Source organism: Desulfovibrio psychrotolerans (assembly GCF_013340305.1).
Taxonomy (GTDB): domain Bacteria; phylum Desulfobacterota; class Desulfovibrionia; order Desulfovibrionales; family Desulfovibrionaceae; genus Halodesulfovibrio; species Halodesulfovibrio psychrotolerans.
Window position 1 is genome coordinate 1 of the sequence record NZ_BLVP01000005.1, and the last position, 25361, is coordinate 25361.

Here is a 25361-nt window from a genome sequence, read left to right on the forward strand (position 1 = left end):
GGAATACGTTTCAAAGCTGAACTAATCTGACAATTCTGGCCCGTCAAAAGGGACGACTGTCAGATCAAGTATGAACCACTACACTCTATACGTATAGGCACATTGTGCTCGTTGACTATCTTTAAAAGTCGCATCTTCTTCAACTATACAACTTACTGCATATCCACACATCCCCTTGGGGACGCCACAGAAAAATAAGCACGCATGCGCAAGCATAGGTGCTTTTTTCTTTTGTTCTGCCTCAGTGTGTCATGGGTAATGCTATTACAGCACACGCAGAGAATTATTCCGCCTGGTTGCCCCAACAGGCAATGCACACATCCCATTCAAACCACGCAGCACAAGAACAGCCAGCTCGGAACCACCAACCGCTCACCCGCTCCATAGATCACTTTATAATGTATCCGTCCTAATATATTATCGCAATGATACACTTCCCAGCATGTGACCAATCGCTCTTATGCTTGACTTTTCCGGTCCCTGGGCGGTAATACCCACTTCTTGCGTTGATAACGAAATTCAAATTCATATTCCGACACCACAGGTAGGACGTGATAATGCTACACCGCAGAGCCGTTGCCATACTGCTGTTCCTTCTTCTGGCAGGATGCCTGCACCAAACGCCGCTGTCCGCACAGCAGGATGAAGCCCATTGGCTGGACGGCCTCTGGCCCCACGAGAAAAGTGAACTGCCCCGGCACGAATCCGCACTCTATGGACGGCTGGAAAACGGCATGCGTTACATCATCCAGCACAACGCCAAACCGCAGGGCCGCGTGACCATGCAACTGAATGTTCAGGTCGGCTCGCTCATGGAGCGCGACAACGAACGTGGGCTGGCCCATTTTCTGGAGCATATGGCCTTCAACGGCGGCCGCAACTTCCCTCCCGGCGAACTGATTCCCTTCTTCCAGAAAAACGGCATGGCCTTCGGACGCGATGCCAATGCACACACCTCCTATCAGGAAACCGTCTATAAACTCAATCTCGTCTCCCCGGAGGCAGAGAACCTGCAACAGGGCCTGCTGGTGCTGCGCGATGTTGCAGACGGCCTGAGCATCCTGCCCGAAGAGGTGGATAAGGAGCGCGGCGTCATTCTGGCAGAAAAGGCCGCACGCGATTCGGAACAGTACCGTGCGGGCAAGCGGGTGCGGGAAGTGCTCTTCGGCGGCACGCGCTTCCTCAACGACCCCATCGGGGAAGAGGAAATCATCCGGCAGGCCACGGCAGAGACTATCCGCGGATTCTACGAGGCATGGTACCGGCCGGAATTCATGGTGCTCGTGGTTGTGGGCGAGGTGAACCCGGCAGACGTGGAAGCACGCATCAAGGCCATGTTCGGCGATTTCAAACCCCACGGCGACCCCCGCCCCGTACTCCCGTGGGGCGATGCCGTCCATACAGGACTCATCCCCTTCCACGACCGTTACAATGCGGAATTCACCATCGTCCGCGTGGGTGCCGTCAAGCCGCGCACATGGCGCAACGACTCGGAAGCCGTTCAGCGCGAAATGGCCTTCGCCTCCATGGCCAACAGCATTCTCAGCACCCGGCTTCAGCGCATAAAGGCATCCGGCAACGCGCCATACATGGAGGCGCATGTCCGCCAGTCCGATACGTTTAACCAGTTCCCTTCCGCAGACCTTATTGCCAAGTGCGAAGCAGGCAAATGGCAGGCCTCCCTTGCCGTTGTGCAGGAAGAGCTTAACCGCACCCTGCGCCACGGATTCCTGCAGAAAGAGGTGGACACCGTCCGCGCCGAAATGCTCCGCGCCTACGCAAAACTGGCGGAACGCGCCGCGAATCTGGAGAACGACTTCGTGGCCCAAACCATCATCGGTTGCCTGAACGGCAACCGCGTGTACCAGTCATGGCAGCAAACCTACGACATGTATGCCCGATTCTTCAACGAGGCCACGCCGCAGCTGCTGCACACCGCCTTTGTCTCCGCATGGAACTCCGGCAACCGTCTGCTCTTTGTCACAGGCAACGCCGACATCCCCGGCGATGCCTCCGCCACCCTGCGCACGACATGGCTGGCTGGCGAAGAACGCGACATTACCCCACCAAAGCCCCTGAACCAACTGGATTATCCCTATGTGGATGAACCGCAAGTTCCCGGCACTGTGGCGGAACGCGCTGTCCTTGCCGTACCCGGCACCACTCTTTCACTGCATGAGGTCCGCTTTGCAAACGGCCTTATGCTGCGCATGCTGCCCACGCCCTTCCTGCAAGGCAAAAGCTCCCTCTCTCTTCACACGGGCGGCGGAACAGACGCAGTGGAAGATGCGCACTACACGCAGGCAGTACTGGCCTCCCATACAGACCGGCAGTCCGGCTTCGGACGACTGAGCACGGAAGAGGCCCGCCAACTGGCCCGCCGCGAAGGATACAACGCGCAGTCCTCCCTTGCTCCCCGCTCGCTCATCATAAGCGGCGCAGGAGAAACAGAGGACATGGCGGGCATCCTGCAAGCCATGTGGACACAATTCAACGATCCGGTGATAGAAGAAAAAGACCGTGCGCAGCTGCTCAAAGCGCTGGCCGTGGCAGATGCCGCCCGCGACAAGACCGTCTCCAGCGCCATGGACCACCGCAGCCGCGCCTACTTCTTCGGGGCATCGCCCCGCACCCTGCCCGTCACCGCACAACAGGCGCAGACGTTCACCCTAGAACAGCTTCAGCGCACCCTGCGTGAACTGCACGCCCCTGCGGATGGTGTGCTGAACATCGTGGGCGACTTCAACCCTGAGCAGGCTGAAAACCTCGTTGCCCGGTTCTTCGGCGCGCCCGATGTCGTCTGGACTTCGCCGGACCATGCCTCCCACAGGCAAAGCTACGTCTTTCCGCCCGCAGACGACAGGGAGCGTGCATTCTCCGTCCGGGCAGAACTGGGGCAGGCCTCATTGCAGATCGCCTTCCACCGTAATGTGCACGATGTCTCAGACCGCAGGGAAATGGCCGTGCGCAGGCTGCTTGCCGCCGTTGTCCGCGACAGGCTGCGCGATACCGTGCGCGAAGAGCTGGGAGCCTCCTACTCCCCCGGCATGCGCTACTGGGTGGAAGATACCGACGGATTCGGCCTCTACATCATCCGCATAGAAACCAAAACAGACCAGTTGCCCCTGCTGCTCAAGGCGGTGGATGACGTGCTGGCCGATGTTGCCACCGGTAACATCCGGGCAGAAGAACTGGAACGCCAGCGCCTGCCCATGCTCAGCGGGTGGGAGACTTCCCGCCGCGAAAACACCGTCTACACCCGCCTGCTCAACCAGATGGCGCGCCAGGACAAACCCTTCATGCAGTGGGATGCAGAATACCCCGGCCTGCTCATGTCCGTAACTGCACAGGACCTCAACACCGAAGCCGCACAAGCGTTCGCCGCGCAGAACCGGGCAGTCATGACGGGCACGGAGGCTCCTGCGGGAGAATAAGCACATGGCAGCACTTATCGAATGCACGGGCATCACCCATTCCTACGGCGAAAAAACCGTCCTGCACGACCTCACCTTCACCGTGCATCCCGGAGGCGTATTCGGCCTGCTGGGCAAGAACGGCGCGGGCAAAAGCACGGCCATCAATATCCTCATGGGGTTTCTGTGCCCCACGGGCGGCTCATGCCGCGTTCTAGGGGAAGAGAGCCACAATCTCACGCCGTCTGCCCGCAGCCGCATAGGTCTGCTGCATGAAGGTTTCGTGCAGTACGACTTCATGACCGTGGCCGAACTGGAACGCTATTACGCTCCCTTCTATCCCAAATGGGACAGAGAGGTCTTCTTCGACCTCATAGCGCGTATGCACATGCCCCACTCACGACGTCTTTCCCGCATGTCGTGCGGGCAACGCTCACAGGTGGTGCTCGGGCTCATCATGGCCCAGATGCCGCAGCTCATGATCCTGGATGACTACAGCATGGGGCTGGATGTGGGCTACCGCAGGCTGTTCATCGACTTCCTGCGGGAATACGTCACGCGCCGCAACACCACGGTCCTGCTCACCTCCCACGTGGTGCAGGAACTGGACAAAATCGTGGACAGCATGATCGTGCTGAAGGAGGGACGGGTCTGCGTCTCAGGTACCAAACAGGCGTTCATGGCATCCTTCAGCTGCTTCCGGTTTAACCGCACGGAGGCCTCCCTTTTACTGAAGCAGGACAAGGTGCTCTGCACAGTCGAACACGGCAGTACCCAGACCGCAGTGTACGGCTTCTTCAACGAGGACTCCCTGCGGGCCTATCTTTCCGGCAAAGGGGTGCCCTGCACCGCACTTGAACAGGTTGCCATGGACTTCGAAGACGCCTTCATCGGCCTTACCGGCAAGTACTAGCGCTCTGTGCGCTGCAAATAACCCTGAGACTCTTCTGGAACCACAATGAACGCACAGACGCGATCCCTGCTGGAAAAGGAATGGATAAAGATACGCCGGGGCATATGGATTATCCCGCTCCTGCTTGCCTACGCCGTGGCAGACAGCCACCTCGTCCTGAATACCATCAACCGCATGCACGGTCCGCTGGGACTGTGGGCAACCATACTCGACAAGTCACCAACCTTTTTCTCCAGCTACCTGCTGCTCGTTCCCTGCGGCGTGTTGCTGGCAGCCCTGCAGGCATGGCCGGAATGCCAGGGCAAACGGCTGCGACTGCTCTTTCACACCCCCGCAACGCCGGAGCGCATTCTCTCCGTCATGCTTCTCACAGGCACAACGGTACTCATACTCTTCAACCTTCTGGCACTGGCCGCACTCACCGTTTCCATGCGGGCACACCATTTCCCGCCGGATGTCATCATCCCCGTGCTGCTCACGGTGGCCCAGTGGTGCGTGCTCAGCTTCGCGGCTTATTTCTCGGCCATGGCCTTCTTCGGCAGCACGGGCCTGCCCATGAAGCTTGTCGCCCTTGCAGGCGGTTACGCAGCCTACACCCTGCTGGCCGATGTGCGCGGCTACGGCCTCTATGCCCGGTCCCTTCCGGTCTATACCGCCTTCGCGCTGGCTTTTGTGCCGCTGGTGTACTTCGCCTTCCTGCGCTTTATGGGAGACCGTACCACCACCCGCTTCGAACTGCTGCGCACTGCATCCCTGCTGCTCATATCCTTCTGCCTGTGCGCGCTGCTTCCCGTAAATTACTGGCGCGTTGCCATGCCGGAACGAGTGCGGCAGAGCATGCACTACAGCCCGGTTCTCGGCGAGTTTGTCCTCTCCAGCACGGTGCTGGGCAAAGCCATAGGCCCCCTCGGGGCAGGCTCTACAGTGAACACCCTTGAGAATGGCACCGAACTCACCAGACAAGAACACGCGCGGGCGCTGCCCTTCCTCTATGCGGAAGACCTTATGAAATGGAATACCTTTCCGCCCGAGGTGGCAGGCATGGCCATAACAGCCCAGCAGGCCAAATACGGCTGGCAGTTCCTGCGTTTCCGCGCCAACGACTGGAACCGCCCCGCCCCCATGCTGCACATGCTGCTGGAATCCAGCCCGGAGGGGGCTCGGCTGCAAATGGCACCAGACCTCATGCGCCTCGCCTCCGGCGGTATGGGGCTGGAATTCATACGCCCGGAAGACGGTCAGATTGATGAGAAAAAAAGCCGGCTGTTCACTCTGGCCCTCAGTCAGGCGGGTTTCGCCTTTCCCGTCACGGCACTGGGCGGCAACCCCGACACGCGCAAGGAATATGATCTGGGCTACTTTCTGACAGACTCCGGCAACACCCTCTTCCAGCTGCAGATGGTCCGGGGGGAGCCCCGCTGCGTGAACACGAAACAGAACATTCCGGGCACCGTCCGTTCCATCATCGTGCAGGAACATCGCCGCAGGGATTGGAGCGCCTTTGTGGTTACAGATGCCGACCTCTACGCACTGGAAACCCACTCCGGCCAACTGCGCCGCTTCCCGCTGGAGAGGTTCAATGCCAACACCTCCCGCCTGACCCTGTGGTCAGACATGGTTTCCAAAAGCGCCATTCTGGCCAACATGGCCCTTCCGGAAGATGGCGAGCACGGCATAGGCATGACTCCGGACTACGAGCTGGCGCATACCTTCACCCGTCCTCCCAATCCTGACGACCTTGCCGCCATGGAGCAACGGCGGATGCTGGCCTCGTTCCTCTTTCCGCTGCAGGTCGGCCAGCATATTCCCGGCTCCGCGTATGTGCATCTGGGCGTGAAACGGGCAGACAATCCCGCACTGGGGCTGGCCTCCTGCCTTATTTCGCTGCTGCTTGTGGTTCTTATGCGCCGGGTTTCCCGCAAGCCTTGCCGCCCGGGGAACTGGATACTCGCGGCCGTATTCGGCCCTGTGGGCCTGCTTGCTATTGTCATGGCCGATGCCCATTTTTCGCTACCTTTCCTGAAACGGCGCGGGGAATAATACGGTAACCACCCTCAGAAACACGGGGGTTCGTTGTTTCTGGGGGTTTTATAATAACCCTTAACTGATAATGAAATTCATTATGCACGGGAGAAAATGATGAAAAGGGTACTTCTGGGATGCCTGCTCGCCCTGCTGCTTTCTCCGGCAGGTCACGCGGAGGAAGCGGCGCTGCACGCAGTTCCCTCCGCAGTCGCAAACCCGGCGGAGCGCGCAACCGGCCACAACGCAACGGTTCCCGCCCCGCAGGGCAATGCCACGCTTCAAATGGAACAGGCCGCAACCACAGGACCCCAAGGGGATCAGTCCGTCCACCAGCTTGATTCGGTAGAGGTGGAGGCAGAAAAAGTGCAGTCGGGCAGCGCAACCATAAAGGGCCGTGAACTGCGCTCGCTGCCTTCGCACAGCGGCTCCATAACAGAAGCCCTCAAGGGCATGTCCAATGTCCAGTTTTCCAATGAAGAAACGTCCGGCCTCACCGCCGGAGAAATCCGTCCGCCCCGCGTGTCCATTGCCGGAGCAAAGCCGTACGAGAACAATTTTCTCATAGACGGCATGAGCGTGACCAACACCCTCAACCCCGGCGGGCTGGCTGCCAACGATTCCGCCGCCTATAACGACATGACCGTGAGCGGCGCGGACCAGACCATCTTCTACGACAGCAGCCTCGTGGATTCCGTGACCGTGCACACCAGCAACGTTCCCGCCAGATACGGCAGCTTTGTGGGCGGCGTGGTCAGCGCGGAACTTGTCGACCCGCGCAAGGACAAGTGGCACGGCGCCGTTTCAGGCAAGCATACCCGCAGCAAATGGTTCGAACTGCGCGGCGTGGACCAAAGCTCGGTGACAGCCGACAACCAGCCCCGCTTCACCATAAACACCATGCATGCCGCGGCAGACGGCCCCCTGACCGACAATGCCGCCCTGCTGGTCTCCTACTCGCAGAAACACTCCACCATTCCCCTGAAGATCAAAGAGAACGACGGCAGCTACAAAGATAAGAACCAATACCGTATAAACGAGAACTACATCTCCAAGCTCACGGTCACCCCGGATGAAGACCTGAAGCTGAGCGTCGACTTCACCTACGCCCCCTATGCCGAAAAGCGCTGGCGCTCCGCATGGCCGGACAGCGATTGGTATATTGAAAACGAAGCTTACCGCTTCGCTGGCAAGGCAGAGCTCGCCACCGACTGGGGCGACTGGACAGCCAAAACCGCCTATTCACAGAACGGCTGGAGCCGCGATTCCTCCAGTAACTATCGCTCCCAGTCCACAGGTGCCGGTATTCCCGTAGCAGACCGGGTGGCACGTGGGGGCGTTGGCGACGCCCTAACCGAAACCCGGAGTATTGATGCCGGGCTTGATTTCGACCTCACGGAGTTCGAAACCGACTTCCTTCTCTGGCGCATCTCCACGGGTCTTGCTGTGAACAACACCACCACAGACATGTGGAATCAGGAAGCCGAACTCTCCGTATACAGCCTTCCCGCCAACGGACGCTGGATAAAGACAGAGACCAGCTATGCCGAGCGCAGCCAGTCAGCCACCCTAAACACACTGGGCTATTATGCACAGACCGAGATACAGTGGGACCGATTCACCCTCACGCCCGGCTTCCGCGTGGATTACGACGACTTTTCCTACAACACGGACATAGCTCATCGCCTCAAGGCGGAACTGGACACCATGGGCGACGGCACCGTGCGTCTGGTGGCAGGCTATAACCGATACTACGGCAGCCAGCTCAGAGCCTACGCTTTCGACAGATATCGGCCTTCATCAACACGTCAGGAACGCCTGAATGCCGATATGACCACCACCACAGTCACCTTCTCGCAAGGTACAGACAGAAGCTACCAGTCGGCGGGTATAAAAACCCCCTATTCGGACGAGATCACCGGAGGAGTCCTCGGCACGGTGCTCGGCCTTGATTACGGTGTGGAAGTGGTGCAGCGCGAGCACAAAGACCAGATCATCAGCAAAACGCGCGGCAACAACCTGTACGAACTCACCAACGACGGCAAAAGCGAGTATGAAGGCATAACCGTCAACCTCGGCCGCTCCTTTGAGACCGAGCATCTGGGAAGCCACACGCTCAAGCTGGGTGCCACCCAATCCAAGACCAAGACCTTCAACGGAGCCTATAACAGCGAGGTAGCCGTAAACACCATCACCAACGGGTTCAAGTACAATTACGACAAGGTCTACTACAACGGCGAGGTCATCAACCGTGCCGACCTGCCTGCGGAAGACTACAACGCCCCGCTGGTGCTCACCCTCTCGTGGCTGGGCAGCTTCTACGAAGACAGGTTCCGCGTGAACTCCGTCTCCCGTTGGAAAGACTCCTCATCGGGGCTCTCCACAGATTCCCGCAAGGCCGCCGCAACCCCATACGGCACCACCGCCACCAACCCTGCCACCAGTTCCTCGCAATGGGTGTCTCCGGACGGAAGCTCTTACTACAATGCCTACAAAATGGGCGTCATCTCCGGCGGCTTCGTCACAGACGCCTCCTTCGAGTTCGATGCCCTCAAGGAAGAACAATACACCGTCACCCTGCTGCTGGATGTGCTCAACGTATTTAGCGAGAGCACAGAAACCAGCGTGACAGAGGGGGCGCTCTCCCGCGGCCGCTCGGTCTACGCGGGCATCCGCTGCGAATTCTAGTGCAGGCCTGTCCGTGCCGCAGCATGCCCGCCGTATGCGGAAGGCAGCGCACGGCGCAACCGCATCACACTACCGCGCCGCGCCGGGGTTTTTCCCCGGCGCGGCACCACCACAAGGAAAAGGCCGATAAAGACCATGCGGAAGAAGACCGAAAGAGAACATCGTCACAAAGAACTCCTCCGGCACTGTTGCTGCCCGCTGACACTGATGATGACACTGGCGCTGCTCCTGCTGCCCGCAGCTTCCGGAGCAGAACCGATATCTGTACTCGGGCTGGGCGATACCCCCCGCTACCTGTGGAATCAGGAGCACTTTGCCCACGCCAATCTCCAAGCCCCAAAGGGCGGCACGCTGCGCCTGTCCGCCAGCGGCAATTTCGACTCCTTTCACCCCTACATCGCGCGCGGCATCACCGCCGCAGGCATGGGGCTGACGGTGGAAACGCTGGGAGAAGCCGCGCCGGACTACAATACCTTGGAGTTCTACGGCCTGGTGGCGCAATCTTTCGAAGTGGCTCCGGACCGCTCCTCCGTCACCTTCCACATCAATCCGGCCGCCCGCTTCCACGACGGCACCCCCATCACGGCGGAAGACGCAGCCTTCTCCTTCCGCCTGCTCACGGAACAGGGAGCACCCAACTACCGCAATTACTATGCGTCCGTGGAAAAGGCAGAGGTGCTCTCCCCCCTGAGCGTCCGCTTCGTGTTCTCAGAAAAAGACAACGCCGAATTGCCCGTCATTCTGGCCCAGCTGCCCGTCCTGCCCAAGCACTACTGGGAAACAAGAAACTTCTCAGCCCCCATGCAGGAACCGCCTCTGGGCAGCGGCCCCTACCGGGTCAAATCCTTCTCCATGGGCAGCCACGTGGAATACGGGCGGGTGCCGGACTACTGGGGCAAAGACCTGCCCGTAAACCGGGGCCGGTACAATTTTGACTCCGTGCGCTATGAATACTACAGGGACGACACCGTAGCCCGCGAAGCCTTCAAGGGCGGCGCCTTCGACCTGTATACCGAACGCACGGCCAAGGCATGGGGCAACGCCTATGCCGGTCCCGCTCTCGCTGCGGGCGACATCGTGCGCGAAGAATTTTCCACCAACAAGCCGCAGGGCATGTACGGCTTCATCTATAACACCCGCCGCCCGGTCTTCGCAGACCGCAGGGTCCGGCAGGCGTTGGCGTTGGCGTTTGATTTCGAATGGACCAACCGCGCCCTGTTCCACGGTGCCTACACCCGCTCCGAAAGTTATTTCAGCAACAGCGAATTCGCCAGCAGCGGCCTGCCCGCACCGGAAGAACTCGCCCTGCTCTCTCCCTTTACCGAACAGCTTCCTCCCGGAACACTGGATACGGCATACACCGTGCCCGTCACGGCGGGCGACGGCAACCTGCGCCCGGTCCTCACCAAGGCCCTCGCCCTGTTCGGCGAAGCGGGCTGGACCCTGCGCGAGGGCAGGCTGGTCAATGCGCAGGGACGCCAGATGGAATTCTCCCTGCTGCTACGCTCCGCCAGCCTGAACAGAATCGTGCTGCCCTTCCGGCAAAATCTGGAACGTCTGGGCATCCGTATGCATATCGTGCAGGCAGATGCCACCCAGTATGTAAACCGTGTGCGCGATTTTGATTACGACATGATCCTGTCCGGCATCCCCCAGTCGTCCTCCCCCGGCAACGAGCAGCGCAACTACTGGGGCAGCGCCGCAGCCGCCACCCCCGGCTCGCGCAATTACGCGGGCGTAAACTCCCCCGTGGTGGACGCGCTGGTGGAGCACATCATCGCCGCCCATGACCGCGCAAGCCTTGTGCATGCCTGCCGCGCGCTGGACAGGGTGCTGCTGCACGATGCCTACGTCATCCCCGGCTGGTACTCCACCACGCTGCGGGTGGCATACTGGAACAAATTCGCCCGCTCCCCCGTTGCCCCCGCCTCCGGCATAGACATCCACTCATGGTGGGCAGACCCCGCCAGGGAAGCCGCCCTGCGGCGTCCGGGCACCAAAGGCGGAGAATAGGCATGCTCACGTATATCCTGCGGCGGCTTGTGCTGCTCGTTCCCACGTTCCTTGGCATCATCGCCCTGAACTTCTTTGTCATCCAGTCCGCTCCCGGCGGTCCTGTGGAGCAGTACCTGCTGCGTCTTGAAGGGGCAGACAAAGCGTTCATGGAACGCATCGGTGCAGAATCCTCCGATTCAGGCGGGGGTATGGGGGGAACGCAAAGCTTTGACGCGGGCACCACAGACGGCCTGTACAAGGGCAACCGGGGACTCTCGCCGGAGGTGGTGGAAGAGGTTTCGCGCATGTACGGCTTTGACAGGCCCATCCACGAACGCTTCTTCCTTATGCTGCGCAACTACCTCAGCTTCGACTTCGGCGACAGCTTCTTCAAGGGTCGCAGCGTCATGCAGCTTCTGGGAGACAGCCTTCCCGTCTCCGTCTCGCTGGGGGTATGGAGCACCCTCATCATCTACATGGTATCCATCCCGCTCGGCATATGCCGGGCGGTGCGTCAGGGCACGCGGTTCGATGCGGTAACGGGCACCCTCGTGGTCATTGGCGACGCCATCCCCGGCTTCCTGTTCGCCGTCCTGCTCATCGTGCTGTTCGCGGGGGGCAGCTACTGGAGCATCTTCCCCCTGCGGGGCCTTGTCTCACCCGGTTTCGAGCAGATGACCCTATGGCAGCAGATAGCAGATTACTTCTGGCACATGGCCCTGCCGCTCACGGCACTGGTCATCGGTGGATTCGCCACCCTCACCACGCTCACACGCAACTCGTTTCTGGACGAGATACACAAGCAGTACACCGCCACCGCACTGGCCAAGGGCCTGACCATGGGGCAGGTGCTTTACCGGCATGTGTTCCGCAATGCCATGCTCATCGTCATTGCCGGATTTCCTTCCACCTTCATCCACATGTTCTTCACTGGCTCGGTGCTCATAGAGGTCATTTTCTCCCTCAACGGGCTGGGACTGCTGGGTTTTGAAGCCGCCATGACCCGCGACTATCCCGTCATGTTCGCCACCCTGTACCTCTTCACGCTGCTGGGGCTGCTCACGCGCATCCTCTCAGACATCACCTACTCCATGGTAGACCCGCGCATCACCTTCGGCAGCAGGGGGGTATCGCGTGGCTAAACTCTCCCCCTTCACCCGGCGCAGGCTTGCCGCCTTCCGCGCGCACCGGCGCGGCTGGTGGTCCCTGTGGCTCTTCCTCGGCTTCTTCGCCCTGAGCCTCTGCGCAGAGATCATCGCCAACGACAAGCCCCTGCTTGTCTCGTACAGGGGCGAGCTGTTCTTCCCCGTGGTCAAGGATTACCCGGAAACCGCCTTCGGCGGTGACCTGCCCATCCTTGCCAATTTCAAGGACCCCGTCGTGGCAGACTCCGTCACCCGCCACGGCTGGATGCTCTGGCCCCCCATCCGGTTCGCCCACAACACGGTGAACTACGAGGCGGAATCGTTCCCCGCCCCCCCATCCGCCCGCAACTGGCTCGGCACAGACGATCAGGGGCGGGATATCGTGGCCCGCATCCTCTACGGATTCCGCCTGTCCATCCTTTTCGGATTCGGCCTCTCGGCCATCAGCTCCGTGGTGGGCGTCACCGCCGGGGCGGTACAGGGCTACTACGGCGGCAAGGTGGATCTCCTGTTCCAGCGGTTCATGGAAATATGGTCCGGCATGCCCGTGCTCTACCTGCTCATCATCCTGTCCAGCATCATCACCATGGGCTTCTGGTCGTTGCTGCTGGTCATGCTGCTGTTCAGTTGGATGGGGCTGGTCCATGTGGTACGGGCAGAATTCCTGCGCTGCCGACAGTTGGACTACGTGCGCGCGGCGCGGGCCATAGGCGTGTCCGATGCAACCATCATGTTCCGGCACATCCTGCCCAACGCCATGGTGGCCACACTGAGCTACCTGCCCTTCATCTTCAGCGGGTCCGTGACCACACTCACCTCGCTCGATTTCATCGGTTTCGGGCTGCCCGCCGGGTCGCCCTCGCTGGGCGAACTGCTGGCGCAGGGCAAGAACAATCTGCACGCCCCCTGGATAGGACTCACGGCCTTCGGCGTGCTGGCATGGCTGCTGTGCATGCTGGTGTTCATCGGCGAGGCCGTGCGGGATGCCTTTGACCCCAACGGAGGAAAACGCGCATGAACCCTGTTCTGCACATACACGGGCTGACCATAGGCTTTCCGGGAACCGCCGCAGCCGTCTCCCCGGCGGACACGCCGCCCCCGGTGGTCCGCAACGTCAACCTCACGCTGCACAAGGGGCAGGTGCTGGGGCTGGTGGGCGAGAGCGGCTCCGGCAAATCCCTCACCGCCCGGGCCATCATGGGCCTGCTGCCCCCCGGCGGCAGAATTCTTTCCGGCAGCATGGAATTCTCGGGGCACAACCTCGCCACCCTCTCCGGGGAAGCTATGCGCTCCCTCCGGGGAAACCGCATCGCCATGTTGTTTCAGGACCCTTTAAGCAGTTTCAATCCTCTGCACAGAATAGGCCGGCAGATAGGAGAAGGCCTTGCCCTGCACAGAAAATGGCCCCCCGCGCGCATCCGCAAAAGGGTGGCAGAGCTGCTGCAACAGGTGGGCATGAACGATCCCCGGCGATTCATGGACGCCTTCCCGCACCAGCTTTCCGGCGGCCAGCGCCAGCGCGCCATGCTTGCCATGGCGCTGGCCAACGAGCCGGATATCCTCATCGCAGATGAACCCACCACCGCACTGGACGCCGTTGTCCAGCAGCAGGTGCTGGAATTGCTGCTCTCGCTGCGGGGAGATATGTCCATCATTCTCATCAGCCATGACCTGCCCATGATGCAGCAGGCGGCGGACCACATCTGCGTCATGCGCAACGGCGAAATCGTGGAGCAGGGACCGGCCCGCGCCCTCTTCTCCGCACCGGAACACCCCTACACCCGCCTGCTCCTGTACCGGGGAGAAGACCGCGACCCGCAACCGGCGGTAACAGATACGCTTCCTGTGCTCTCCGTACGCGACCTGAACGTGCGCTATCCGGCAGAAAAGAACTGGCTGGGCAAAACCCGCACATGGCACCACGCCGTGCGCAACGTCCGCTTCGACCTGCACCGGGGCGAATGCCTCGGCATCGTGGGCGAAAGCGGTTCCGGAAAATCCTCGCTGGGCCTTGCCGTGCTCCGGCTGGTGGAATCATCCGGAGAGGTGCGCTTCATGGGCACCCCGCTGCACACCCTGCCGGAAGCCCGCCTGCGCCCGTTGCGCGCCGGGCTGCAAATCGTGTTTCAGGACCCCTTGGCATCGCTGAACCCCCGCCTCAGCGTGCAGGAATGCATTGCAGAAGGACTAAAGGCGCAGGAACGGCTCAGTGAAGAGGAAACGGAAACCCGCGTGATCTCCGCCATGCGCGAGGTGGAGCTGGACCCGCTCCTGCGCCACCGCTATCCGCATGAACTTTCGGGCGGGCAGTGCCAGCGCATCTGCCTTGCCCGTGCGCTTGTCATGGCGCCGCGCTGCATCGTGTTCGATGAACCCACCTCGTCGCTGGACAGGAACACCCAGTTTCAGGTGGTCCATCTGCTGCAACGGCTCCAGCAGAAGCACGGCCTTTCCAGCCTGTTCATCGCGCATGATCTGGCACTGGTCAGACGCCTGTGCCACCGGGTGCTCATCATGCACAACGGCAGCGTCGTGGAGTCCGGTCCCACACCGCACGTCTTCGCGGCACCGCAGCACCCGTACACCCGCTGCCTGCTTCAGGCGGCGCAACCTTCGCTGCAACGTCCCGCAGGCATGGCGGGAACAGGAGAACCCGCATGATCAGCATACACACTCCGCTCTCCCGCCCCCACGGCGGAACAGAAGCGGACAGTCCCGATACAACGACAATCAGCATACCCCAAACGGAATATCGCACCATGCGCACCATAATGCTCACGCCCCCTCAGGCCCTCCCGCACAGCGCCCTGCGCCTCTTCACCCATATGACCGGCATACTGGGCATGGCCCTGCTGTGGCTTGCCGCCCCCGCCCTTGCGGCAAACGCTCCCAACCCGGATGCGGTCATGCGCTCCGTCACCTCCACCATCACCATGGAAAAGGCAGGGCAGGAACGCGGCAGGGAATGGGAAAACGAACAGGCCCGCCTGCTGGAAGAAATCCGGCAGGCCCGGCTTGAGGAATCCTGGTACGCCCTGCAGGTGGAAACCTTCACCCGTTATGTGGAAACAGCCCGCAGCCGCGTGGCCGAACAACGCTCCGTCCGGCAGGAGTTGGAACGCATGGAGACCGAACTGGAGGGCGAACTGGTACGCACGCTCACCGCCATGGAATCCCTTGTAAACAGCGACATGCCCTTCCTGAGCGAAGAACGGGCGCGCAGAATCGCCTTCCTGCATAAATCCCTTGCAGATTACGAACTCGCCAGTGCGGAAAAACTGCGCCGCGTGCTGGAAGGCCTTCAGGCAGAAGTCTCCTACGGTGCAGGCGTGCACATGGAAGATAACATCATAGAACCGCACGGCGTCGCGCAGGGCGTGCAGCTTATCCGCACAGGCCGCGTAGGGCTGTATGCCCTGTCGCCCGACGGGGCGCGCGGCTGGCACTGGAAACGCGGGCACGGATTTGCCCCGCTGGATGACGCGGCGGTCCGTTCGGTGGCAACCCTGCGGGATATGCTGGAAAGAAAGCAGGTTCTCACCCTGCCCGTCCTGCCGTTCTCCCCTTCACAGCCGGTAATGGATGCTTCGCACGGAGCCGCAGAACCCAACACCGCCGGTCAGGCAGAAGAATTCAGGGGCGCTGCAGCCACAATCAGCGCCCCCGGCACAGATGCGGATAACCTGCTGCATCAGACAACGTCCGCAGCACAGGCACAAGGGGAGGACCGCTGATGCGCACCATGATCATATGGATACAATGGATAATGCTGATCTGCCTGCTCGCCGCCCCGCAAGGGGTGTGGGCGGACCAGGCTGCCCCCGCTGCAGCCGCCGGAAAGGATTTACGCACCGTCGGCACGGAAGCGGAAGCCACAAAGCAGCAGGCACAGGAAACCCTGTCCCGTGTGGCCAGGGATATTACTGCCGAACGGCAGGCCCTGCAACAGGAGCTTGCCCGGATAAAGACCGCCGCCGCACAGGCACGCACGCGCGCAACAGCACTGGAAACAGAACTGCGCGCCCTGCGGGACGAGGAATCCACCCTCGCCCGCGCACTGGACGGCAAGCAGGACACCCTGCGCAAGATAGGCAACACCATCCGGGACAACGCCCGCCTGCTCAAAGGTATGGGAGCCACATCCTTTGCCGCCTCCATGCACGGCGAATGGCAGCCCCGCCTTGCCCTCATGTCAGACCCGGAACGCTTTCCCTCGCTGGAAGACGTCATCTTCCTCATGCACAGCCTTCTGCGCACGGCGCAGGACAGCGGCCATGCCATCCTCACGCAGGAAACGGTGCTGGGCCGCGACGGGGCGGCCATCACCGCCTCCGTGCTGCGCGTGGGAGCCATGCAGGCTGTCTACTCCGGCGGGGCGGAAACGGGCTTCCTGCTGCCCCGCCCGGAGGCAGGCCCGCTCCATGCCGCCCCCTACGTCCCTTCCGCTGCGGAGACGGAACGCATACGCGCCGTCCTCACTGGTCCGGCAACACCTCTGCCCGCGCCTGACAGCAACGTCACTCCGGCACGGGCCGCTGTGGAACAGGGCACCGTTCCCATGGACTTTTCCGGCGCAATGCTGCTCAGCAATCCCCCGGAACCGCGCACCCTGCTCACCTCCCTGCGCGAGGGCGGCATCTTTCTGTGGCCCATCCTGCTCATAGGCCTTGCGGGCTGCCTCATCGTTGCCGAGCGTTGCTTCGTCCTCGCCCGGATACGCATAAACGGCAAACAGGCCGTGGAACAGGGGAAGCAGGGGGAGCAGGGGGAGCAGGGCATCTCCGGTGCAGGCGCAAGCCCGGCGGAGCGCGTGGTAAAGCGCATACTGGCAGATGGTGCAACCTCCGCCGAAGCCATGGAAAAACGACTGGAGGAATCCATTCTGGAAGAACTGCCTCCCCTTGAGCGGTTCCTCCAGACCCTGCGCGTGCTTGCGGCCGTATCCCCCCTGCTGGGCCTGCTGGGCACGGTTTCCGGCATCATCCAGACCTTCCGCGTTATCACGGCCCACGGCAACGGCGACCCCAAACTCCTCTCCGCAGGCATCTCAGAAGCCCTGCTGACCACAGAGGTGGGCCTGTTCACGGCCATTCCGCTGCTGCTGTGCCACCACTTCCTCACCCGCCGCGTCCACGCCGTGGTGCTGGACATGGAGGTTGCCGGAACATCCCTCATCACCATGCGGCATAACGGAGAAACGTCATGATGCCGGAATCCATGACCACCGGGCTGGAGGCCCTCTCCTCCGGCTGGTTCGTCCTGTGCCTTCTGGGAATCATTTCCATATGGGCTTGGACGCTCATCATCGGCACTGCGCTGCAACTGCGCGCCCTCTCCGGCCCCGGCAGTTCTGTCCGCAGCAGCCTTGCCGCAACGGCAGAAGAGCTGCTGCGCGGCCATGCCGACTTCTGCGCACGCATAGCCGCAGGCCCGTTGCGCAAACGCCTGCGCCAGCGCGTCATCCGCACCCGCATAGAAGCAGGCCTGCACGGCATATCCGCCAACGTGGGCACCGTGCTGCTGCTGGCCTCGCTGGCACCGCTGCTGGGACTGCTGGGCACGGTGGAAGGCATGATCGTCACCTTCAAGGCGCTGGCAATCCACGGTAATGCAGACAACACCGCCCTCACAGAGGGCATTTCCAAGGCACTGGTCACAACGCAGGGCGGCCTGCTCGTGGCCATTCCCAGCCTGCTCGCAGGCGGTGTGCTTTTCCGCAAGGTGCGCAAGGCGCGCAACAGCCTTCGCGTCATGGCCCTGCGGGCCGTAGCGGCGGAAGCGTCCCCGCCCCGGTCCCCTGCCGGAGCCAATCTTCAGGGAGGCATGCAATGAGACAGTCCCGGTATACCGACAGGTCGGAAATGTTCAATGACATCGACCTCACCCCAATGATCGACATGGTGTTCATCCTCCTCATCTTCTTCATCGTCTCCACAAGCTTCATCCGCGAGGCGGGCGTGGTGGTGGAGCGCCCCGCCGCAGAAACGGCGGAAAGCCAGCATGTCCAGATCGTCATCGCCATTGATGCAGACAACATGCTCTGGATGGAGGGAAGCTCCATAGACATCCGCTCCCTCGGCGCGCGGGTCCACACCCTGCGGGCGGAAAACGAAGAGCTGGGCATCATCGTGGCAGCCGACGTCCGCACCCGCGCAGGTGTGCTGGTAGAGGTGCTGGACCTGTGCAGGCAGGCAGGGGTGCGCAACGTCAGCGTCGCTACAAGGAAACCGCAATGACACGCGCAGCAAGAAACACCGTCAGCACCATGGGCGGAGTCGGCATGACCCTGCTGCTCTTCCTGTTCCTCGTAACAGGGGCCGTCTTCCATGAAACGCCGGATAAACGGCTCATGCACGGCGCCGTTCGGCTGTCTTCCTTCGAAGAGACGCCCGTGCAGGATGAAGAGGTATACAGCACCAAAGATGTCCCTCAGGTACAGCGCATGGAAGAAATCGCCGCCGCAGAGATGTCGCTGGAGCAGCCCCAGCTTGAGATGGAAGTCTCCAGCCTGAATATGGATATGGCCCCGGAATTCGCTGGCTCGCTGCCCATGAGCGGAATGCCCTCTCTGTCGCAGGCGGGGGCGTTGTCCGCTCCGTCCGGCGGCGCGCTCACGCTGGGCGAGGTGGACGAGCAGCCCCGTGCCCTCTACGCGCCCTCCCCGCTCTATCCCTCGCGGGAAAAGGCGCAGGGCAAAGAGGCCAAGGTGCTTGTACGCATAACCCTGCGCCGCGACGGCACCGTTATGGAAGCCCTGCCCCTCGGCACCACAGACGATACAGCCCCCTTTCTGGACGCCGCCGTCAGTGCCGTGCTGCAATGGCGTTTCGTCCCGTGCAAAAAGGGCGGCGAGGCCGTGCAGTGCATAGCGGACCAGCCCTTTACCTTCACCATCCCCCGGTAGCCCCGCCAAGGAGGCCTGTCATGCTTACCATCCACATAGCCCCATACGGGGCCTTCCGCACCCTGCTGCTGTGCGCCGCCCTGCTGCTCGGCCTGGCAACGGTTCGCCCCGCGCTCGGGGCACCGCAGGACGAACAACGGCAGGTAACGCAGCAGGAATACACCCTCTTCAACGAGGCAAAACGCCACGCGGAACGCAAGAACTTTGCCAAGGCGGACGAGATACTGAACCGCTACTTTACGGGCGACACCAGACGCAGGCACCTCTTCGGCTACGAACTTTACAGCTACGTGCTGCTGCAGATAGGCGGCGAGCCTGCCATAGCCAAGGCCGTGCGCATTCTGGAAGAAGGCACTGCGGCCTACCCCGGAAACTCAGGCCTCCTGCTGAATCTGGGTACAGCTTATGCCCAGTCCGGGCAGCCTCTCAAGGCAGCGGAAACCTACCTCAAGGCTTATGAGCAGGAAGGCCGCACAAACCATTCGCTTGTCTTTTCCGCCGCCGTCCTTCTCGCGGACGCAGGCAAACCCGGAGAAGCCTACGAGGCACTCTCCCCCCTCAAAGACCTGCCGGAAGCCCGCGACGACTGGTTCGTCCTGCTGGGCCAGTGCGCCCTGCGCATGAAAAAGCCCCGGCAGGCGGCAGAGGTGGTCCGCACAGGCCTGCAGCGTTATCCGGAGCATACCAACCTGTGGCGCATACTCGGCCACGCGCACATGCAGGAAGGCAACCGCGAACAGGCGGCAGCCGCATTCGGCGTGGCCCACAAGCTAACTCCCGCGTCCGAGGAAGAACAACGCCAGCTCGCCTCCCTGTACAGCTCCGTAGGGGCCCCCATCATGGGAAAGGAAGCGCTGGGGCAGGCACCCGCCACCGCCCAGTTGCTGGACCACCTTGCCTTCGGCCTTGCCCGCACCGGTGACCTTACGGGCGCACTGGACAAGGCGCAGCAGGCTCTGGCCATGGAACCCACTGCGGAGCGCCGCTTCCGCAAAGGCCAGATACTGCTCCGCATGCGCCGCATGGACGAGGCACGGCAGGTGTTCTCCGGCCTCGCCACAGAAAAGGGCCGCTGGCAGGGCAAGGCCCAGTGGGCGCTGTGCATCATCGCGTGGCAGGAAGGGGACTGGCAGGCCGCCAAAAGCGCGCTGGAAGTGGCCGCACAGTCCGATGCAACCATCCGCAAACGCGCCCTGCGGCTCATGGCTCTGCTGGAAACCGTTACCACCCGGCCTCAGTAACATTTCCTCTCCCCCAGCCGCACGACCTTGACACCGGACCTGCTCCGCACTATTGGTAGTACCAATCGAGAGAAAACGAAAATGGTACTACCAATAGGCGAGATACAGGAAAAAACGCTGGCCAAACTGCGTTATCAGGAAGTGGCGGAGCGCCTGCAGGCACTCGTGGCTTCCGGGCAGTTGCAGCCGGGTGACAAGATTCCGCCGGAACGCACGCTGGCGAAAACCTTCCGCGTTTCGCGCAACTGCGTGCGCGAGGCCGTGCGCGCCCTTGCGGAAAAAGGCGTACTGGAAAGTAGACAGGGCAACGGCACCTACGTCTGCGCCAGCGATGCAGCACAGCTTGCGGCAGACTTTGCAGAAGCCTTCGGGGCCCAGCGCGGCAGACTGCGCGACATAATGGAACTGCGCCGCGTGGTGGAACCGGGCATTGCCGCCCTCGCCGCTGCCCGCGCCACCCTCGACGATGTAAACGCCCTGAAAGTTCTGGTTTTCGACCAGCAGCGCCTTGCCGCGCAGAACGAGGACGATGCGCATCTGGACGCGGAATTCCACCTCACCCTCGCCCGCATCACAGGCAACAAGCCCCTCATGTCCATGATCACCGCCCTGCACGACACACTTTCGGAAAGCCGGTCAGACTACCTGCGCACTTCCCGGCGCAAAAGCTGTTCCACCGCCTTTCACCTGCGCATCATAGACGCGCTGGAAGCCAGAGACGCACAGGCAGCGCGGCACGCCATGGACGAGCACCTTCAAACCATAGAAGCCGACCTGTTCGGCCCGGAGTAGCAGCACACATGTTCAGCATCATCGCATTATACAGCCTTGTGGGCGGCGTGGCGGGCGTTCTCGCCGGTCTGCTGGGCGTGGGCGGGGGGCTCGTCATCGTTCCCATGCTGGTCTTCTGCCTCGCCCAGCAGGGCATGCAGCCGGAAACCATCATGCACATAGCCCTCGGCACCTCCATGGCAAGCATCATCTTCACCTCCATATCCAGCTTCATGGCGCACCACAGGCGCGGTGCCGTGGACTGGACCATCGTGCGCAACGTCACACTGGGCATCCTCATAGGCACCTACGGTGGCTCCATCCTTGCCGCGCACCTTTCCGCCTCCTTCCTCAAGGGCTTCTTCGTGGTCTTTCTGTATTACGTCTCCTTCCAGATGTTCACGGGCAAAAAACCCAAGCCCGCCCGCACCATGCCGGGTAAACCGGGCATGTTCGCGGCGGGTGGCGTCATCGGCGGCGTATCCAGCCTTGTGGGCATCGGCGGGGGCACACTCTCCGTTCCCTTCATGCTCTGGGGCAACGTGCCTGTGCACAGGGCCATAGGCACCTCCGCCGCCATCGGATTTCCCATAGCGCTCGCAGGCTGCGCCGGCTACATCGTAAACGGCCTGCATGCCACAGGGCTGCCCGAATACTCGCTGGGATACGTCTACCTCCCCGCCCTTATCGGCATCGTGGCGGTGAGCATGCTCACCGCCCCCCTCGGCGTGCGCCTTGCCCACAGGCTGCCTGTTGATAAGCTCAAGCGCGTCTTCTCCGTTCTGCTCTTCCTTGTGGGCACACGCATGCTGGTGAGCATCCTTTAGCCCTTTCCCCTGCTCACTTTCCCCTGTTCCCTTTCCCGCGCGGATGCGAACCCCCCCGTTCGCATCCGCGCGCATTTTTCCGAATCATCCCCGCAAAAAATCATCACCCCGCTCTCCCGTATCGTTTATTCTTTTTTTTAAGCAGAGGGAATGATCAGAGGATACACAAACACTGGGCTGCTGCAGCCCGCCATAATCAAACAAATCATACTGATGTACCGAACTACCGGATACCGGAACGGCCCATGGCAAGAATAAACGCACCCGACCTGCGTCCCGGCATGGTGCTGGCGCAGGATGCCACAGGCGCCAACGGCCGCCTGCTGCTGCCCAAGGGAACAACCCTTGAGGAAAGGCATATCCGTGTCCTGCATATATGGGGGGCCATAGACGCCGATATAGAAAACCTCTCCCGCGAGGATTCGCAGCAGGCAGCCCTTCAGGAGATGCAGCACGACCACGTGGAAGCCGCCACCCGCTACGTGGATATCCTGTTCCGCCACGCCGACCTCAGCGTGCCGCCCATGCACGAACTCTATACCCAGTGCCGCAGGCACTATGCGGAACTCATTGCCGCAGGCGGGCGCATCTCAGAAGAAACCTTCGGCTGGAACCCCCTGCCCATGCCGGACACCTTCCCCCCCATGGATCTGGAATCCTTCGTCAGCAGCGACAAGGGCCTCGCCTCCTTTCCCGACATCTACTTCCGCATCAGCGATGCGCTGAACGACCCCAATTCCACAGCAAGCCGCCTTGCCGAGGTCATCTCCAAAGACCCCAGCATGAGCGCCAAACTCCTGCAGTTGGTAAACAGCCCGTTTTACGGCTTCGGGCAGCGCATAGATTCGCTGAGCCGGGGCGTGGTGCTGGTGGGCGCGCGCGAACTAAGCCAACTCGCTCTGGGCGTGGCAGTCATGGACCTGTTCATCGGCGTGCCGGACGGCCTCATCACCGTGCGCGGCTTCTGGCAGCATTCCATAGCCTGCGGCGTGCTGTGCCGCATCATCGCCTCACACATTCCCGGCATGCAGCAGGAACGCTGCTTCGTCATCGGCCTGCTGCACGATGTGGGCAGGCTGGTCATGCTCAAACTCGCCCCGCGCGAGATAGCGTGGGCCATCAACCTGTCCCGCACGGAGAACATGCCCCTGTACCAAGCGGAGAAAGCCGTGTTCGGCTTCGACCATACAGATGTGACAGAGGCCCTCTTCACCCGCTGGAACCTGCCGGGAGAACTGCTGGAAGGCGTTGCGGAGCATCACGCCACCCACCGCCCCACCTTCCGCGAAGCCGCCATCTGCGGTCTGGGCGATACCATGGCCATTGCCATGGGCCACGGCTTCAGCGGCACCATGCACGTGCGCACCCTCCCCCCGGAAATGTGGCGCGCGCTGGAAGTGCCGGACAGCATCCTCAACGCCTCCATGCTGGCAGCCCGGCGGCAGATTGACGACATCCTCACCATTTTCATGAAGTAGCCGGAGAACGCATGCGACCGGAACAGATCATCGCCTTTCAGGAAACTCAACTGGAACTGCTGCGCAGGGAACGCGCAGCCGCGCTGGAGGCACTGGACCTTGCCGCCTCGCTGGGCAGTTTTTCCGCCTCCCTGTCCCGGCAAACGGAGGTCATGCCCATCCTGCGCGAAATATGCCTGCGCTCCCGCCGCATGATAGACCTTGTCACCACGGCCATCTATCTGGCGGACGATGAAACAGGCGATTTCCGCCTCGCGCTGTGTGACAACCCGGAAAGGGAACAAGCCGTGGAATCCACCGTCACCGAGCTTATACGTGACCGTTCCTTTGCCTACGCCCTGCAGACCAACGGCCCGTGTTTCTTCCTGTCTCCGGAAAAAGGCCACATCCTGCTGCACGCCATCAGCACATCCAAGCGTATCCGGGGCATGCTGGTGGGCGAACTGCGGCAGGACAGAGACGACATTCTGGATACCACCCGCAAACTCTTCTCCGTGGTCATGCTTTCCGCCGCGCACGCGCTGGAAAGTCAGGAGGTGAACCGCCTGTTCCACGAGGATAACCGCCGTCTGGAAAAAAAAGTGCAGATGCGCACGCAGGCACTGACCGAGGCCAACGACCAGCTCAGAATCGTGCTTAACTCATTGCAGGCGGGCGTGCTGCTCATAAACGCCCGCACCGGACTGGTAGAAGATGCCAACCCCGCCGCCCTTGCCATCCTGCGGGCAGAAAGGGGCGATGTGGTTGGCAGGCCGTGCATGGGCACCATCTGCTTTGAACAGGATGAGTATTGCCCGTTTAACAGTACCTTCACACAGTCCGTAAACGGCGAACGCAGCCTCACCGCCCATGACGGCACCGTGGTTCCCATTCTGGAGAGCGTAAAGGATATCTACCTGCACGGCAGCAAATACTACCTCAAAAGCTTCATTGACATCTCAGAACAAAAAGCCCTGCAACAGCTCAGGGAAGACGTGGAAAACATCACCCGCCACGACCTCAAAACCCCGCTCAACGGCATCATCAACCTGCCGGACGTGGTCATGGGCCTTGGCCCCGTCAACGAGCAACAGCGGGAAATGCTCCAGTTCATCAAGGATTCCGGCTACAAAATGCTCAAACTGGTAAACATGTCTCTCCATCTCTACTGCATGGAACGGGGCACCTATGACTACCAGCCGCAGCCTACAGACATCCTTCCCGTCATCCGCACAGTCCTGCGCGACCTGCGGGGCACGCTGGAAGCAAGAAAACTGCGGGCAGACATAACCGTACAGGGCCTTCCTGCCGGAGAAAACACCAACCTGATTCTGCAGGGTGAAGAAACGCTGCTGCACTCCCTGCTGGGCAACCTCATCGCCAATGCGGCGGAAGCCTCGCCCAAGGATGGCACCATCCACATCGATGCGCACAGGCAGGGCGCGGGAAGCAAGGAAACCGTTCTCATTTCCGTGCACAACGCGGGCACCGTGCCGAAAGAGGTACGCAACAACTTTTTCGGAAAATTCGTCACCGCAGGAAAAAAAGGCGGCACAGGGCTTGGCACCTACTCCGCCCACCTCATCGCGCGCACCATGGGGGGCGACATCACCTTCACCTCTTCGGAGACGCAGGGCACCACCGTCACCATCACCCTTCCCGGCGGACAGGCAGCCCTTCCCCGATCACAGCCAGTGTCGAAAGACGGTGCAGAAATCACCGTCCCGTAGCTGAAGACGGCAGCACCCCGTCGCGCATGCTGTTCAGATTCCGGACAGCGGAAGGAAGGAAGGAAGGAAGGAAGGAAGGAAGGAAGGAAAGCGCGCACCTCCTTCCTTCATCAAAACCGCACAACAGCCTGCCCATTGCCCGGCGGCAGAGCAGTTTCCCGCTTCCCCCCGGTTGCCGCCCTCTTCTCTCCTGCGCCAAACCGCGCTATAGTGTCCTTCCGGCCAAACAAGCCGGTCACGGACTTCGTCACACCC

General features: G+C 61.5%; 18 protein-coding genes. All 18 read left to right on the plus strand.

The annotated features are described in order from the left end of the window. Nucleotides 1–557: 557 nt before the first annotated feature. The 18 genes from HUV26_RS04665 (at nucleotide 558) to HUV26_RS04750 (ending at nucleotide 25106) form a co-directional block, all read left to right on the plus strand. Nucleotides 558–3434 carry a M16 family metallopeptidase gene (locus HUV26_RS04665; protein WP_174408953.1) on the plus strand — a complete coding sequence of 959 codons (2877 nt, stop codon included), beginning with the start codon at nucleotides 558–560 and terminating at the stop codon, nucleotides 3432–3434. Between the two features lie 4 nt (nucleotides 3435–3438). Continuing rightward, nucleotides 3439–4326 carry an ABC transporter ATP-binding protein gene (locus HUV26_RS04670; protein ID WP_174408954.1) on the plus strand — a complete coding sequence of 296 codons (888 nt, stop codon included), beginning with the start codon at nucleotides 3439–3441 and terminating at the stop codon, nucleotides 4324–4326. A gap of 45 nt (nucleotides 4327–4371) precedes the next feature. Beyond that, nucleotides 4372–6366, plus strand: a complete 1995-nt coding sequence (locus HUV26_RS04675) for a DUF4857 domain-containing protein (RefSeq protein ID WP_174408955.1) — start codon at nucleotides 4372–4374, stop codon at nucleotides 6364–6366. Nucleotides 6367–6465: 99 nt separating this feature from the next. Then, nucleotides 6466–9036: a TonB-dependent receptor plug domain-containing protein gene (locus HUV26_RS04680; RefSeq protein WP_174408956.1), complete on the plus strand. Its 2571-nt coding sequence runs from the start codon at nucleotides 6466–6468 to the stop codon at nucleotides 9034–9036. Between the two features lie 207 nt (nucleotides 9037–9243). Next, entirely contained in the window at nucleotides 9244–11049 is a 1806-nt protein-coding gene (locus HUV26_RS04685) for an extracellular solute-binding protein (protein ID WP_243451265.1), read from the plus strand. Nucleotides 11050–11051: 2 nt separating this feature from the next. Then, complete coding sequence (locus HUV26_RS04690; RefSeq protein ID WP_174408958.1) at nucleotides 11052–12173, plus strand: microcin C ABC transporter permease YejB; 1122 nt, start codon at nucleotides 11052–11054, stop codon at nucleotides 12171–12173. Further along, nucleotides 12166–13194, plus strand: coding sequence for an ABC transporter permease (locus HUV26_RS04695; protein WP_174408959.1), 1029 nt, complete (start codon nucleotides 12166–12168; stop codon nucleotides 13192–13194). The genes HUV26_RS04690 and HUV26_RS04695 overlap by 8 nt, the downstream gene beginning before the upstream one ends. After that, nucleotides 13191–14837 (plus strand): ABC transporter ATP-binding protein, encoded by a 1647-nt coding sequence (locus HUV26_RS04700; protein WP_174408960.1) that lies wholly within the window; start codon nucleotides 13191–13193, stop codon nucleotides 14835–14837. The genes HUV26_RS04695 and HUV26_RS04700 overlap by 4 nt, the downstream gene beginning before the upstream one ends. Further along, a complete protein-coding gene (locus tag HUV26_RS04705; protein ID WP_174408961.1) occupies nucleotides 14834–15910 on the plus strand; it encodes a DUF3450 domain-containing protein in 1077 nt (358 codons plus the stop codon). Before HUV26_RS04700 ends, HUV26_RS04705 begins: the two co-directional genes overlap by 4 nt. After that, nucleotides 15910–17382: a MotA/TolQ/ExbB proton channel family protein gene (locus tag HUV26_RS04710; RefSeq protein WP_174408962.1), complete on the plus strand. Its 1473-nt coding sequence runs from the start codon at nucleotides 15910–15912 to the stop codon at nucleotides 17380–17382. Before HUV26_RS04705 ends, HUV26_RS04710 begins: the two co-directional genes overlap by 1 nt. Then, nucleotides 17379–18008: a MotA/TolQ/ExbB proton channel family protein gene (locus tag HUV26_RS04715; protein ID WP_174408963.1), complete on the plus strand. Its 630-nt coding sequence runs from the start codon at nucleotides 17379–17381 to the stop codon at nucleotides 18006–18008. Before HUV26_RS04710 ends, HUV26_RS04715 begins: the two co-directional genes overlap by 4 nt. After that, complete coding sequence (locus tag HUV26_RS04720) at nucleotides 18005–18412, plus strand: ExbD/TolR family protein (RefSeq protein WP_174408964.1); 408 nt, start codon at nucleotides 18005–18007, stop codon at nucleotides 18410–18412. Before HUV26_RS04715 ends, HUV26_RS04720 begins: the two co-directional genes overlap by 4 nt. After that, entirely contained in the window at nucleotides 18409–19080 is a 672-nt protein-coding gene (locus tag HUV26_RS04725) for an energy transducer TonB (protein ID WP_174408965.1), read from the plus strand. The genes HUV26_RS04720 and HUV26_RS04725 overlap by 4 nt, the downstream gene beginning before the upstream one ends. A gap of 20 nt (nucleotides 19081–19100) precedes the next feature. Continuing rightward, complete coding sequence (locus tag HUV26_RS04730; RefSeq protein ID WP_174408966.1) at nucleotides 19101–20321, plus strand: tetratricopeptide repeat protein; 1221 nt, start codon at nucleotides 19101–19103, stop codon at nucleotides 20319–20321. 81 nt (nucleotides 20322–20402) lie between these two features. Further along, a complete protein-coding gene (locus HUV26_RS04735; protein WP_174408967.1) occupies nucleotides 20403–21113 on the plus strand; it encodes a FadR/GntR family transcriptional regulator in 711 nt (236 codons plus the stop codon). A gap of 8 nt (nucleotides 21114–21121) precedes the next feature. Next, complete coding sequence (locus HUV26_RS04740; RefSeq protein WP_174408968.1) at nucleotides 21122–21919, plus strand: sulfite exporter TauE/SafE family protein; 798 nt, start codon at nucleotides 21122–21124, stop codon at nucleotides 21917–21919. Between the two features lie 245 nt (nucleotides 21920–22164). Continuing rightward, nucleotides 22165–23397, plus strand: a complete 1233-nt coding sequence (locus HUV26_RS04745) for an HDOD domain-containing protein (protein WP_174408969.1) — start codon at nucleotides 22165–22167, stop codon at nucleotides 23395–23397. An 11-nt stretch (nucleotides 23398–23408) separates the two neighbouring features. Then, on the plus strand, nucleotides 23409–25106 hold the full coding sequence (locus HUV26_RS04750; RefSeq protein ID WP_174408970.1) for a sensor histidine kinase: 1698 nt from the start codon (nucleotides 23409–23411) through the stop codon (nucleotides 25104–25106). The last annotated feature ends 255 nt before the right edge of the window (nucleotides 25107–25361 follow it).